Below are 13,857 nucleotides of genomic sequence, written 5' to 3'. Positions count from 1 at the left end.
TTATTTTTTATAACTGTAGCACGCCATCTGGCGGCTGCAGCTAGCCTCCTCAAGACGCCCTGATTCTGGTAATCCACATACAGAACATGAGGTTATTTTTACCATGAATCAGACCCTACTTTCCGAATTCGGTACATCAGCTGAACGCGTTGAGCGTGCTATTGACGCCATGCGTAACGGCGTGGGTGTGTTGGTGCTGGATGACGAAGATCGTGAAAACGAAGGCGATTTAATCTTTGCCGCTGAAAACATGACCGTTGAGCAAATGGCACTGACCATTCGCCACGGCAGCGGTATTGTTTGCCTGACCATGAACGAAGACAGCCGTAAAAAGCTGGATTTACCAATGATGGTTGAGAACAACTCCAGTCCGTTCCAGACGCCATTTACCGTGACTATTGAAGCGGTTGAAGGTGTGACTACCGGTGTTTCTGCTGCCGACCGTATCACCACTATTCGTGCAGCCATCAAAGATGGCGCGAAACCTTCTGACCTGAATCGTCCGGGGCATATCTTCCCGCTGCGCGCGCAGGCTGGTGGTGTGCTGTCCCGTGGCGGTCACACTGAAGCGTCGGTTGATCTGGCGACGCTGGCAGGCCTGAAGCCTTACGGCGTGCTGTGTGAACTGACTAATGACGACGGCAGTATGGCGCATGCGCCTGAAGTTATTGTCTTTGCCCGTCGGCATAATATGCCGGTAGTGACCATCGCCGATCTGGTGGCCTATCGTCAGGCGCAGACCCGTCAGGCAAGCTAAGTAAGGGGTTGTGCGTAACAGAAAAGGCCGCTTATGCGGCCTTTTTGCTTTTTATTGCCAAAATGGGTCTTTGCAAAATAGACTCCTCCTGCCTTCTTTGATTTTTTTCATCAAATTTATTGAATATCTCCTTCATGGTTATCCGGCTGTCAGCGGTAATCAAAAAGAGTACCGTATGGTCATCACGCGGCAGGTGACTCACTGGCTGCTCTCTTTTATCTTGCGGTAAGGAATTCATGATGACGACTCAACGTATGCCCGCACTTTTCTTAGGCCACGGCAGCCCGATGAACGTGCTGGAGGACAATGTGTATACCCGTGCCTGGCATGCGCTGGGCGAAACATTACCGCGTCCAAAAGCGATTCTGGCCGTGTCAGCGCACTGGTTCACGCGCGGCACTGCAGTAACGGCAATGGAGAATCCGCGCACCATTCATGACTTTGGAGGGTTCCCGCAGGCGCTGTTTGATAAGCGCTATCCGGCACCCGGTTCACCGGCGCTGGCAAAACGTGTTCAGGAATTACTCAGCCCGGTGAATGTGATTTCCGATACCCACGAGTGGGGCTTCGACCACGGTACCTGGGGTGTGCTGATCAAGATGTATCCTGACGCGGATATTCCGGTGATCCAGCTGAGTATTGATGGCACGCAACCCCCTGAATTCCATTATGAATTAGGCAAGAAGCTCGCGGCTTTACGTGACGAAGGGGTAATGATTGTCGCCAGCGGTAACGTAGTCCACAACCTGCGGATGGTAAAATGGGACGGTAACGCCGAAGCTTATCCGTGGGCGACATCTTTCGAGACATATGTGAAAGATAATCTGAACTGGAAAGGTGAGGCGAAAGATCATCCTCTGGTGAAATTTATGGAGCACGAAGGCGGCGCGTTATCCAATCCGTCTCCGGATCACTATCTGCCATTACTGTACGTTTTAGGGGCGTGGGATGGTGCTGAGCCAATCACGCAGCCAACGGACGGGATCGTAATGGGATCGCTTTCGATGCTTTCCGTTCAGGTAGGTTAATTTGGCGAATAAAAAGGATAATGAATTTATTCATTATCCTTTTTTAGTTTTTTTATCCGACAATAGTATGCGGATAGAAACGTGACAGATCCTGGGTGATCAGTGCTTTATCTTCGCGGATGCCGATCCCGCAAGGTTGATCGTTGACCAGCCAGCTGCCGATCAGCGTGTAACTGCCTTCAAACACCGGCAGCGGATGGAACTGCTGCACGATCATGCCTTCCGCGCCATACGGGCCATCAACGCGGGCCACTTCCTGGCCTTTCTCGATGACTTTAATGTTCGCGCCTTCGCGGGAAAACAGCGGCTTCACCACGTAGTGATCCAGTTCCGGATGCGGGTCTTCGGCAAAATAAGCCGGTAACAGGTTCGGGTGATCCGGGAACATTTCCCACAACAGCGGTAACAAGGCTTTATTCGACAGAATGGCTTTCCAGGCCGGTTCCAGCCAGCGAACACCGGCATCTTCCAGTTTGGTCGCGAAGACTTCGCGGAACATGAATTCCCACGGATACAGCTTGAACAGATTCGAAATCACCTGATCCTGCGTATCGGTGAATTGTCCGCGTTCTCCCAGCCCGATTTCCTCGATAAACAGGAATTCGCTGGCCAGTTCTGCTTCCAGCGCGCAGTCCTGCAAATATTGCACCGTACCGCGATCTTCTTCAGTGTCCTGACAGCAGGCGATGTGCAGCAACGAGAAACCATGCTGATTTTTCAGCTCGGCAAAACGCTCAATCAGCTTTTCCTGCAGACTGTTGTACTGATCAGCGTCTTGCGACAAATTGCCTGCCGCTATCTGATCTTCAAGCCATAGCCACTGGAAGAAAGCGGCTTCATACAAAGACGTCGGCGTATCGGCGTTATTTTCCAGCAGCTTCGGCGGATTAACGCCGTCATAGGCCAGATCCAGACGTGAATACAGCGAAGGCTGTTGCGTGCGCCATGAACTGCGGACAAATTCCCAGACATGTTTTGGGATCTGGAATTTCGCCATCAGTTTGTCGTCATTCACCACGCGCTCAACGACCTTCAGGCACATCTGATGAATCTCCGCCGTCGCGTCTTCGATCTCTTCGATCTGCGCCAGCGTGAACTGGTAATAAGCATCTTCACACCAGTAGGGTTCGCCATACATGGTGTGGAAGTTGAAGCCAAACTCCGTGGCTTTTTCGCGCCAGTCCGGGCGCTCGTTAATGGCTAAACGTTTCATCAGAGTCTCTTAGCCACCCATGCTGCGGCCAGGGCTGCGTGACGTGGCAGAAGAGCTGCGTTGCATCGACGTTTGTTTTGCCACGCTGTCGCCAAAACCGCCACGGGTGATGGTGTTGGTCACGGCAGGTTTAGGGGCCATCGCCGTTCTCGGAACGTTCATGGTCCGGCCGCCCGCAGTTGCCGGGCCGTAGTTTTTACCGGTCGCATCGACGAATTTACCGTTCGCCGGGCTGGCCGGGTTTTTTGAGCTGAATAATGGCTGTTGCGCGTAACCGCCACCGCTCATCATGCGGCCCATCATGTAACCTGCCATCAGCGGCATCCACATGCTGCCACCGCTGCTCTGGTTTTCAGCCGTCGCGACGCCAGACTGTGCCGGAGCCTGAGTACACTGGCCTTCGCCGAATTCAGCGATACAGTCTTCGCGGCTGGCATATTTTGGTGCGGTTTTAGCCGCTTCCTGTTTCGCTGCATCATACGCTGCGACACATTGCGCGCTGCCGGAAGGATTGGCTTTCGAGCAGTCATCAGCGTTCTGATACAGAGAAACGGTTTCGTCGGTTTTCTCGCAGCCGGCCAGCATAAAGACTGCGCTGACTGCCAGAGCGACAGGAGTGATTCGAGAGCTACGCCATGATTTACGGAAGGTAGCCAGGTTAACGCGTTGTGTCCGTTTCATCGTTCTTATCCCATGTGTAGGGCTTTTTTGCCCTTTCCCAGTAGGGCCTAAGAATAGGGGAAAGCGGCTGATTGTTAAAGCAGCGACAGGCAATTGTTACGAGACTTTACAGAGCGGCGTGACACAGGCAAAAAAAAGCAGCCTTTTCAGGCTGCCTTAGTCGAAACGCAGGGAAACTTTTCCGTATCAGTTCTGGAAAGGATTGCCGCTTTTCTTCGGTGTGGTCGTTGCTGTGGATGCGCTGGCTTGTTGAACGCGTGGTGCAGGTGCAGCCGCGGTTTTGTTGCCGTAACCGTCTGCAGCGGCATCCTGATCTGGCGTTTCTGGCGCAACCTGATCGGGGGCTGTCGGAACAGGTTTACCCAAAGCACCGTTCAGTGCCAGCAGGTCGCTTTCGTTCAGCGTACCCAGCGCTGATTTAATGTTCAGCTGATTAATCAGGTACGTGTAACGTGCGCTGGAAAGTTGTTGTTTGGCGTTGTACAGCGTGGTGGTGGCATCCAGCACATCAACGATGGTACGGGTACCGACCTGGTAACCGGCTTCCATCGCATCTAAAGAACTCTGTGCAGAAACAACGGCTTGTTTATAGGCGTTGATGCTGCTGATCGAGGCAGAGATGTTGTTGAAGGAAGACCGAACGGTTTGCACGACGCTGCGGTGTGCGCTTTCAAGCTGTTCGCTGGCACCCACGAAATTATACTGCGCCTGTTTCACCTGAGAGGTGACAGAACCGCCGCTGTACAATGGCAGGGAGAAGCTCAGACCAATTTTGTTCTGGCCTGCGTCAGCATCCTGATAGCTTGAAGAACCGCCGGTTTTGTCGCCGTGGTATTTGGTATTGCTGATGCCGGTAGAGGCCGTCAGATCAACCGTTGGCATGTGGCCGGTTTCCGCATAGCGGATTTGCTCACGTGCCAGATCCTGTGACAGACGCGCAGACAGCAAGCTCAGGTTACGACTTTCTGCTTCTTTCAACAGCGTGGCGACCGGTTGCGGACGCGTGGTGTTGAAGTTGTCGACATTCAGGGAAGACAGTTGCGGATAATACATACCGGTAACCTGACGCAGGGATTCCAGCGCGTTATCCAGGTTATTACGGGCAGTCACTTCGTTTGCCAATACGGTGTCGTATTGTGAACGGGCGTTCTGCACGTCGGTAATAGCCACCAGGCCCACGTTAAAACGTTGAGTGGTTTGATCCAACTGACGGTAAATAGCCTGTTTCTGCGCTTCGGTATACGAGAGTGAATCGATCGCACTCAGGACGTTGAAATAAGCCGTTGCGGAATTCAGGATCAGTGATTGTTGATCAGTCTGATAAGACACATCCTGAATACCGGCAGTTTTTTCCTGCAGCGTCAGGGCGCGCCATTTTGACATATCAAAGATGGTCTGCGTTAATTGCAGGCTGGCGCTGCCAACATCGCTGTTAACGCCATTCGCATCACGGTAGCCATTGGTATAATTGTAATCCGCACCTAATCCGAGTTGCGGTAATAAAGGACTGCGGCTTTCGTTAATTTTTTCGAATGCAGCATCCCGGTCAGCAGCAGATTTGCGCAGGTCCGGGTTACTTGTCCTGGCTTGCTGATAGACCTGCATCAGGTTTTCGGCCTGGCTTATCGTACTAAAGCCGCCCAGGCTGAGTCCGATGAGAAGGGGGAGCAGTTTCTTCATTTGCATTCCTTGTTGTGCAGCAATGTTGTTATGTATGGTGGCGCAGTCAAATTAACCAATAGACGCGGATTCTAGCAGAGTCAGGCTAGCGGGGCGGTTGGCTTAACGTGCCTTCCCGAGTGAATGAGCCTAAATCTATCACAAACAACCTTGATTATTATTAACGCATTTTCATCAAATTGACCTCAAAGGGCGATAAATTACCTTTATGAGGGATAAGGAAACATTCCATGTCTTCATTTAAACGGTCACCGGTTACTTTCGGCAAAGATGATGTAGAAATTATTGCACGTGAGACGCGATATAAAGGTTTTTTTTCTATTATTGCATATCGGTTTCGCCATCGGCTGTTTAATGGGGAAATGAGCGGCGAAGTCGTCCGTGAAGTCTTTGAGCGCGGTCATGCCGCCGTATTATTACCTTATGATCCGAAAAGGGATGAAGTCGTGCTGATCGAACAGATCCGCATCCCGGCTTTGGATTCCAGTGATACTCCTTGGCTTCTGGAGATGGTCGCCGGTATCATTGAAGAAGGCGAGACAGTTGAAGATGTTGCCCGCCGCGAAGCACTCGAGGAAGCGAACATTGTGGTGAAACGCTGCAAACCGGCTGTGAATTACCTGGCAAGTCCGGGCGGAACCAGCGAGCGTCTTTCCATTATGGTCGGTGAAGTCGATGCCACGACGGCAGAAGGAATTCACGGTCTGGAAGCAGAGAATGAAGACATCCGGGTACATGTGGTCAGCCGTGAACAGGCTTACCGCTGGGTGGAAGAAGGAGCGATAGACAATGCGGCGTCAGTGATTGCCCTGCAATGGCTGCAGCTGCACCATGAATCCCTGAGAAAAGAGTGGGCCAACTAATGATTAAGCGCTATACCCCTGATTTCCCTGAAATGATGAGATTGTGCGAAACCAATTTTGCACAATTGCGCCGTTTGATGCCACGTACCGATGAACCTGGTGAAACTGTGGCATATCAGGTGAGTAGCGCAACGTATTGCCTGACGATCCTCGAATCAACGCGTTACACATCCCTGATAGAAATCAAACAGACCGCACCGGCGGTGAGTTACTGGAGCCTGCCTTCGCTCACCGTTCGCCTGTACCATGATGCGATGGTGGCCGAAGTGTGTGCGAGTCAGCAGATCTTTCGCTTTAAAGCACGCTATGATTATCCGAATAAAAAGTTGCATCAGCGTGATGAAAAGCATCAAATTAACCAGTTCCTTGCGGATTGGCTGCGTTATTGCCTTGCGCACGGAGCGATGGCAGTTCCGGTTTGTTAGACAGACTTCAACAACAAAGGAAACGATTTGGAAAGCCTGTTTACACTGCCTTTGGTGAATGGGGCCAAAGTCAGGATTCTACAGATTACTGATACCCATCTTTTTGCCGGTGAAGATGAAACGTTGTTAGGCGTGAATACGTTTAACAGCTATCGCGCGGTGCTGGACGCCATCAAAGCGCAGCAGCGTGAAGTCGATATTATCGCGGCAACAGGTGACCTGGCACAGGATCAGTCTGTGGAAGCCTACCATCAGTTTGCCCGCGGCATCAGCGAGCTGACAGCGCCCTGCGTCTGGCTGCCGGGCAATCATGATTTCCAGCCTGCCATGGTCAATGCCTTGCAGGATGCGGGGATCAGCCCTTCTAAACACGTTCTGCTCGGTGAACACTGGCAAATTATCCTGCTTGATACGCAGGTGTTCGGTGTGCCGCATGGCGAGCTGAGTGAATATCAGCTGGAATGGATGGAACGTTGTCTGAATGCGTACCCCGATCGTTTCACTCTGCTGATGTTACATCATCATCCGCTGCCTTCTGGCTGCACATGGCTCGATCAGCACAGCCTGCGCAATGCGCATATGCTGGCGAACACCCTGGTAAATTACCCGAAAGTGAATACGCTTTTGTGCGGACATATTCATCAGGAGCTGGATCTCGACTGGTATGGCCGCCGTCTTTACGCCACGCCGTCAACCTGCGTACAGTTCAAACCGCATTGCACCAATTTCACGATTGATACCGTTGCGCCGGGCTGGCGCTACCTTGATTTGTATCCGGATGGCCGTGTGGAGACTGAAGTCTTCCGTCTGGAAACCAATGAGTTTCATCCTGACACGGAGTCGGACGGCTACGAATGAACACCTTACTTTACCTGCACGGATTCAACAGTTCTCCCAACTCGGCGAAAGCCACGGCGTTAAAAAACTGGCTGGCGGTTAATCATCCCCATATCGATATGGTTATCCCGCAATTACCGCCTTATCCGGCCGAGGCTGCCGAAGAACTCGAGAGTCTGGTGATCAGCAATGCAGGTAAAAAACTGGGGATTGTCGGCTCCTCGCTGGGCGGCTATTACGCTACCTGGTTGTCACAATGTTTTGCCGTGCCGGCTGTGGTGGTGAACCCCGCCGTGAAGCCGTATGAGCTGCTGATCGACTTCCTGGGACAAAACGAGAACCCCTACACCGGCCAGCAATATGTGTTAGAGTCACGCCACGTTTACGATCTGAAAGTCATGCAGGTCGAACCGCTGGAGTCGCCGGATTTACTCTGGTTACTGCAACAAACGGGCGATGAAATTCTCGATTACCGTCAGGCTGTGGCGTACTACACCACCTGTCGCCAGACGGTCGAACCCGAGGGGAATCATGCATTTGTCGGCTTTGAACGCTATTTTTCGCCGATTGTAGATTTCCTGGAACTGGCCGCAGACTAACATCGTCAGGGTGACTTTTTCCCCCGGATTTATAGCGTCTGCTTGCTGCCAGAGCTTCCACCCGCCCACATACTGTATCGTTAGCCCACAAACCTATGAGCCACGAATAATCAACGATGAGCCAATCAACTTATAACGCGGATTCCATAGAGGTCCTCAGCGGACTCGAACCGGTGCGCCGCCGTCCGGGCATGTACACCGATACAACCCGGCCAAACCATCTCGGCCAGGAAGTTATTGATAACAGCGTGGATGAAGCATTAGCTGGCCACGCCAAACGCATCGAAGTGATCCTTCACGAAGACCAGTCTCTCGAAGTCATTGATGACGGTCGCGGCATGCCGGTGGATATCCACGCGGAAGAAGGCGTTCCGGCGGTCGAACTGATCTTCTGCCGTCTGCACGCGGGCGGTAAATTCTCCAACAAAAATTACCAGTTCTCCGGCGGCCTGCATGGCGTGGGGATTTCGGTGGTTAACGCCTTATCAAAACGCGTCGAAGTGGCGGTAAAACGCGGTGGCGAAGTGTATGAAATGGCGTTTGAAAATGGCGATAAAGTGCAGGATCTGCACGTTACCGGTACCTGCGGCAAACGCAACACCGGAACCAGCGTTCATTTCTGGCCTGACGGCAGCTTTTTCGACAGCCCGCGTTTTTCGGTCAGCCGCCTCAGCCATTTGCTGAAAGCGAAGGCCGTACTGTGTCCTGGCGTAGAAATCCTGTTCAAAGACAAAGTGAATAACACCGAGCAACGCTGGTGTTATGACGATGGTCTGACTGATTACCTGATGGAAGCGGTCAACGGCCTGATTACTCTGCCTGAAAAAGCGTTCGTCGGTAATTTTGCCGGTGATACTGAAGCTGTCGACTGGGCGCTGTTATGGCTGCCGGAAGGCGGTGAATTGCTGACCGAAAGCTACGTCAACCTGATCCCAACCATGCAGGGCGGTACACATGTTAACGGTCTGCGCCAGGGCCTGCTCGATGCCATGCGTGAGTTCTGCGAATACCGCAATATTCTGCCACGCGGCGTCAAGCTTTCTGCAGAAGATATCTGGGAACGTTGTGCGTATGTGCTGTCGGTAAAAATGCAGGATCCGCAATTTGCCGGCCAGACCAAAGAACGTCTGTCTTCGCGTCAGTGCGCGGCCTTCGTTTCCGGTGTGGTGAAAGATGCCTTCAGCCTGTGGCTGAACCAGAACGTTCAGGCGGCAGAACAGCTGGCGGAACTGTGCATTTCCAGTGCCCAGCGCCGTCTGCGTGCCGCAAAAAAAGTTGTGCGTAAGAAACTGACCAGCGGCCCTGCGCTGCCGGGCAAACTGGCTGACTGCACGTCACAAGATCTGAACATGACAGAATTGTTCCTGGTGGAAGGGGATTCCGCAGGCGGTTCTGCCAAACAGGCGCGTGATCGTGAATATCAGGCGATCATGCCGCTCAAAGGTAAGATCCTCAACACGTGGGAAGTCTCTTCTGATGAAGTGCTGGCCTCGCAGGAAGTGCACGATATTTCTGTGGCGATCGGTATCGATCCGGACAGTGAAGATCTGACGCAACTGCGTTACGGCAAAATCTGTATCCTGGCGGATGCGGACTCCGACGGCTTACACATCGCCACCTTGTTGTGCGCGCTGTTTGTCCGTCACTTCCGCTCCCTGGTGCGTGGCGGTCATGTGTATGTGGCAATGCCGCCTTTATACCGTATCGATCTGGGCAAAGAAGTGTTCTATGCGCTGGATGAGCAGGAAAAAGAAGGCGTGCTGGAGCAACTGAAACGTAAGAAAGGCAAGCCGAACGTGCAGCGTTTTAAAGGTCTGGGTGAAATGAACCCGCTGCAGCTGCGCGAAACCACGCTCGATCCGAATACCCGTCGTCTGGTGCAACTGACCATCGATGAGGACGATATCGACCAGACGCTGCGCATGATGGATATGCTGCTGGCGAAGAAACGGTCTGAAGATCGCCGTAACTGGTTGCAGGAAAAAGGCGATACCGCCGAACTTGACGTCTGATCCTTTCGCCGTCGCCATAAAAAAATGCCGGACGCTTTGCAGCGCCGGCATTTTTGTTTCCGAATTTAGCGATGTTCAGAAAATCAGACTTTCTCAATAATGTGGATCACCACATCCAGCACGTCGGCTTTGATGTTTTCACGGTGCTTATCCATGTGCTCAGCCTGCTGATGCGCTTCGAGGTGCGCCAGGCTTTCCCAGTCTTCCAGCATGAAAATGGAATCAGGTACTGTTTTACGCCAGGGGATCTGGCCGTTGAAATCAACATATGGCTCATAACGATGACAGCCTTTCTCTGCCAGAACGCTGGGCAGCAGTGCTGTGATTTTTTCTATAACCGAATCGCGACGGCCTGGTTTTACTTTGATTTCAGCAATAACAGTGATCATAAAAACCTCTTTCCCGGGTGACCTTCAACCTTAGGCCTGACCGAATACATTTTCAAGGTGAGCACGATAGCGTGCGAAATCGCCTTCCACATCAGGTTGTTTGATCACGTCGTTACACATAAAGGTTGGCAATGTATCAAGGCCGATAAACTGGTTGGCTTTGTGCTGTGCCATGTATACGCCGTCAACGCCCACGCCGTGGAAGAACTGTTCTTTATCTTCGAACGCTTCCAGCGGCGCGTTCCAGGTCACAGACAGCATGTAGCATTTGCCGTGCAACAGGCCGCCGGAACCGTATTTTTTCGATTCATCAGAACGGGTACGGCCATCGCTGGCGTACAGTTTACCGTGGCCTTCTGTGAACACTTCATCGATGTATTTTTTCAGTGTCCATGGCATCCCCATCCACCAGCCCGGCTGCTGATAAATGATGGCGTCCGCCCACAGATAGCTTTCAATTTCGGTCTGCACGTCGTAACCGTCTTCCAGAACAGTCACGCGCACGTCGTGGCCTTTGTCACGCAGAAAGCCGGTGGCGACGTCGGTCAGGCTGTTGTTCAGCGCGCCTTTGGAATGGGCAAAGGTCTTACCGGCGTTGATTATCAGGATGTTGCTCATGGTTTTTTCCTTATCGGGAATACTTAAATTCTGGTGGTCAGGCTGTTACCACGTAGTGTACTGAACTCTGCATGACAGAAAAATGTGATATTGCGCACAAGACTATTGACTCAGATGCAATAATTGAAGAAAGAGCGCGGCAATTTAACCAGTTTGTTGTGCAAAAACTGTTTAAAAATAAGGCATGAACACAGCAACTGTGACAGTCATACGGCAGATGATGTACTATCGCGAACATCATTGCCTCGCGGCAGCGGACATCGCGCGCCTGCGGGTGCAAGCTTCCTTAATTTCCAAAACGATAACGCCACGGGTCTGAGGATTAAACATCAATGAGCGAAATGACTCATGACGGAACAGAACGTTTAGCTCTGCACACGTTTACTGAGAACGCCTATCTCAACTATTCCATGTACGTCATCATGGACCGCGCGCTGCCGTTTATCGGTGACGGGCTCAAGCCGGTGCAGCGTCGTATTATTTACGCGATGTCCGAGCTGGGCCTGAGTAATAACGCCAAATTCAAAAAATCCGCGCGTACCGTCGGTGACGTGCTGGGTAAATATCATCCGCATGGCGACAGCGCCTGCTACGAAGCCATGGTGCTGATGGCGCAGCCATTCTCTTACCGCTATCCGCTGGTTGACGGGCAGGGAAACTGGGGCGCGCCGGATGACCCGAAATCCTTCGCCGCGATGCGTTATACCGAATCGCGCCTGTCAAAATATGCCGAAGTTCTGTTACGTGAATTAGGTCAGGGCACGGTTGATTATGTGCCGAACTTTGACGGCACCATGCAGGAGCCGAAAATGCTGCCTGCGCGTCTGCCGAATATTCTGCTTAACGGTACGACCGGCATCGCGGTCGGGATGGCGACCGATATTCCGCCGCACAACATCCGTGAAGTGGCTGCCGCTGCGGTGGCATTACTTGAGAAACCGAACAGCTCGCTCGAAGATCTGCTGGAATTCGTACAGGGGCCTGATTTCCCGACAGAAGCTGAAATCATTACGCCGCGCAATGAAATTCGCAAAATGTACGAGTCGGGTAAAGGCTCGGTGCGCATGCGTGCGGTCTGGCACAAAGAAGACGGCAGTGCGGTGATCACTGCGCTACCGCATCAGGTTTCCGGCGCGAAAGTGCTGGAGCAAATTGCCAGCCAGATGCGTGCCAAAAAGCTGCCAATGGTTGAAGACCTGCGTGATGAATCAGATCATGAGAACCCGACCCGCCTGGTCGTCGTGCCGCGCTCCAACCGTATCGATCTGGATCAGGTGATGAATCACCTGTTTGCGACTACCGATCTGGAACGCAGCTACCGCATTAACATGAACATGATCGGTCTTGATCATCGTCCGCAGGTCAAAGGGCTGCTTGAGATCCTGACGGAGTGGCTGGCTTACCGCCGCGATACCGTACGCCGTCGTCTGAACTTCCGCCTTGATAAAGTGCTGAAACGCCTGCATATCCTCGAAGGTTTGCTGACCGCGTTCCTTAATATCGATGAAGTGATCCACATCATCCGTACGGAAGATGAGCCGAAACCGGTACTGATGCAGCGTTTCGAACTGTCAGATACGCAAGCTGAAGCTATCCTTGAGTTGAAATTGCGCCATTTGGCGAAACTCGAAGAAACTAAAATCCGTGGTGAGCAGGATGAACTGGCGAAAGAGCGCGATCAGTTGCAGGCGTTGCTGGCGTCAGAACGTAAACTCAGCACGCTGATCCGCAAAGAGATTCAGGCGGATGCCGAAGCCTTTGGTGACGAGCGACGTTCGCCGATCACTGAGCGTGAAGAAGCCAGGGCGATGAGCGAGCACGATTTTATTCCGTCCGAGCCGGTGACCATCGTGTTGTCAGAATCAGGCTGGGTGCGCAGCGCCAAAGGCCACGACATCGATGCTTCCGGCCTGAGTTACAAAGCCGGTGACAGTTTCCGCGCTGCGGCCAAAGGCAAGAGCAATCAGCCCGTGGTGTTTATGGACTCCACCGGCCGCAGTTATGCGCTTGATCCGACCACGCTGCCTTCTGCGCGCGGCCAGGGTGAACCGCTGACCGGTAAACTGACACCACCGCCGGGCGCAACCATCGAGCACGTACTGATGGCGGCGGACGACCAGAAACTGCTGATGGCATCGGATGCCGGTTATGGCTTCGTTTGTACTTTCAACGATTTAGTGGCCCGTAACCGTGCCGGTAAAGCGATGATTACCTTGCCGGATAACGCCAAAGCCTTCACGCCAATGGAACTTCATGGCAGTGACGATATGCTGTTGTCGATTACTGCAGCGGGACGTATGTTGCTGTTCCCGGTGGCGGATCTGCCACAGTTGTCGAAAGGCAAGGGTAACAAAATTGTTTCAATTCCGGCAGCGCAGGCGGCCAGTGGCGAAGATAAACTGGCGTGGTTGCTGGTTCTGCCACCGCAAACGTCGATCACGCTGCATGTCGGTAAACGTAAGCTGGTTCTCCGTCCGGAAGACCTGCAGAAATTCCGTGCCGAACGTGGCCGCAAAGGAACGCTTCTGCCGCGCGGGCTGCAACGTATCGATCGTGTTGAAGTCGATTCACCTGTTCGCATCAGCGGCGGTGACAGCGAAGAATAAGACCGCTGTTAATCGGCAAAAGTCAGGGCACATTTGTGCCCTGAAATCTTTCGATGGAATTCAGTGGTCTGAGACTGTCGCGCAGTGCAAAGATTTTACATTTGTATTAATAAAACCGTTGTGCCGTGTTGAATGAGGCTTGAGAATAG

Annotated in this window: 14 protein-coding genes; 8 read left to right on the top strand and 6 right to left on the bottom strand. The window is 52.6% G+C overall.

Annotated elements, in window-relative coordinates; genetic code table 11:
- Window positions 1–103 precede the first annotated feature (103 nt).
- Complete coding sequence (gene ribB / locus ABIC79_RS18555) at window positions 104–757, top strand: 3,4-dihydroxy-2-butanone-4-phosphate synthase (protein WP_112152109.1); 654 nt, start codon at window positions 104–106, stop codon at window positions 755–757.
- A 31-nt stretch (window positions 758–788) separates the two neighbouring features.
- Here the strand turns inward: ribB and ABIC79_RS18550 are convergent, their stop codons facing one another.
- Complete coding sequence (locus tag ABIC79_RS18550; RefSeq protein WP_354568065.1) at window positions 789–995, bottom strand: ABC transporter ATP-binding protein; 207 nt, start codon at window positions 993–995, stop codon at window positions 789–791.
- A 1-nt stretch (window position 996) separates the two neighbouring features.
- Here ABIC79_RS18550 and ygiD point away from each other — a divergent pair, with 1 nt between their 5' ends.
- Window positions 997–1,785 carry a 4,5-DOPA-extradiol-dioxygenase gene (gene ygiD / locus ABIC79_RS18545; protein WP_121020137.1) on the top strand — a complete coding sequence of 263 codons (789 nt, stop codon included), beginning with the start codon at window positions 997–999 and terminating at the stop codon, window positions 1,783–1,785.
- Window positions 1,786–1,837: 52 nt separating this feature from the next.
- Here the strand turns inward: ygiD and ABIC79_RS18540 are convergent, their stop codons facing one another.
- From ABIC79_RS18540 to tolC, 3 genes are all read right to left on the bottom strand, one after another.
- Window positions 1,838–2,998 carry a glutathionylspermidine synthase family protein gene (locus tag ABIC79_RS18540; protein WP_013573961.1) on the bottom strand — a complete coding sequence of 387 codons (1,161 nt, stop codon included), beginning with the start codon at window positions 2,996–2,998 and terminating at the stop codon, window positions 1,838–1,840.
- 9 nt (window positions 2,999–3,007) lie between these two features.
- Window positions 3,008–3,679 (bottom strand): DUF1190 family protein, encoded by a 672-nt coding sequence (locus tag ABIC79_RS18535; RefSeq protein ID WP_013573962.1) that lies wholly within the window; start codon window positions 3,677–3,679, stop codon window positions 3,008–3,010.
- 186 nt (window positions 3,680–3,865) lie between these two features.
- Entirely contained in the window at window positions 3,866–5,365 is a 1,500-nt protein-coding gene (tolC, locus tag ABIC79_RS18530; RefSeq protein ID WP_269147796.1) for an outer membrane channel protein TolC, read from the bottom strand.
- 224 nt (window positions 5,366–5,589) lie between these two features.
- Here tolC and nudF point away from each other — a divergent pair, with 224 nt between their 5' ends.
- The 5 genes from nudF (at window position 5,590) to parE (ending at window position 10,095) form a co-directional block, all read left to right on the top strand.
- Window positions 5,590–6,222 carry an ADP-ribose diphosphatase gene (gene nudF / locus ABIC79_RS18525; RefSeq protein WP_013573964.1) on the top strand — a complete coding sequence of 211 codons (633 nt, stop codon included), beginning with the start codon at window positions 5,590–5,592 and terminating at the stop codon, window positions 6,220–6,222.
- Window positions 6,222–6,647: a DUF1249 family protein gene (locus ABIC79_RS18520; RefSeq protein ID WP_013573965.1), complete on the top strand. Its 426-nt coding sequence runs from the start codon at window positions 6,222–6,224 to the stop codon at window positions 6,645–6,647. Before nudF ends, ABIC79_RS18520 begins: the two co-directional genes overlap by 1 nt.
- A gap of 27 nt (window positions 6,648–6,674) precedes the next feature.
- Entirely contained in the window at window positions 6,675–7,505 is an 831-nt protein-coding gene (cpdA, locus tag ABIC79_RS18515) for a 3',5'-cyclic-AMP phosphodiesterase (RefSeq protein ID WP_013573966.1), read from the top strand.
- Window positions 7,502–8,083, top strand: coding sequence for an esterase YqiA (gene yqiA, locus ABIC79_RS18510; RefSeq protein ID WP_013573967.1), 582 nt, complete (start codon window positions 7,502–7,504; stop codon window positions 8,081–8,083). The genes cpdA and yqiA overlap by 4 nt, the downstream gene beginning before the upstream one ends.
- A gap of 116 nt (window positions 8,084–8,199) precedes the next feature.
- Entirely contained in the window at window positions 8,200–10,095 is a 1,896-nt protein-coding gene (gene parE / locus ABIC79_RS18505) for a DNA topoisomerase IV subunit B (RefSeq protein WP_013573968.1), read from the top strand.
- An 83-nt stretch (window positions 10,096–10,178) separates the two neighbouring features.
- Here the strand turns inward: parE and ABIC79_RS18500 are convergent, their stop codons facing one another.
- Window positions 10,179–10,484: a putative quinol monooxygenase gene (locus tag ABIC79_RS18500; protein WP_013573969.1), complete on the bottom strand. Its 306-nt coding sequence runs from the start codon at window positions 10,482–10,484 to the stop codon at window positions 10,179–10,181.
- A gap of 30 nt (window positions 10,485–10,514) precedes the next feature.
- Window positions 10,515–11,102, bottom strand: a complete 588-nt coding sequence (locus tag ABIC79_RS18495) for an NAD(P)H-dependent oxidoreductase (RefSeq protein ID WP_013573970.1) — start codon at window positions 11,100–11,102, stop codon at window positions 10,515–10,517.
- A gap of 332 nt (window positions 11,103–11,434) precedes the next feature.
- Between ABIC79_RS18495 and parC the strand changes: the two genes are divergently transcribed.
- Window positions 11,435–13,708, top strand: a complete 2,274-nt coding sequence (gene parC, locus ABIC79_RS18490; protein WP_037034166.1) for a DNA topoisomerase IV subunit A — start codon at window positions 11,435–11,437, stop codon at window positions 13,706–13,708.
- Window positions 13,709–13,857 lie beyond the last annotated feature (149 nt).

It is taken from the genome of Rahnella sp. 2050 (genome assembly GCF_040544515.1).
Lineage (GTDB): Bacteria > Pseudomonadota > Gammaproteobacteria > Enterobacterales > Enterobacteriaceae > Rahnella > Rahnella aceris.
Note: the sequence above shows the minus strand (reverse complement) of the source record. Positions and strands in the feature narration are given on the sequence as shown.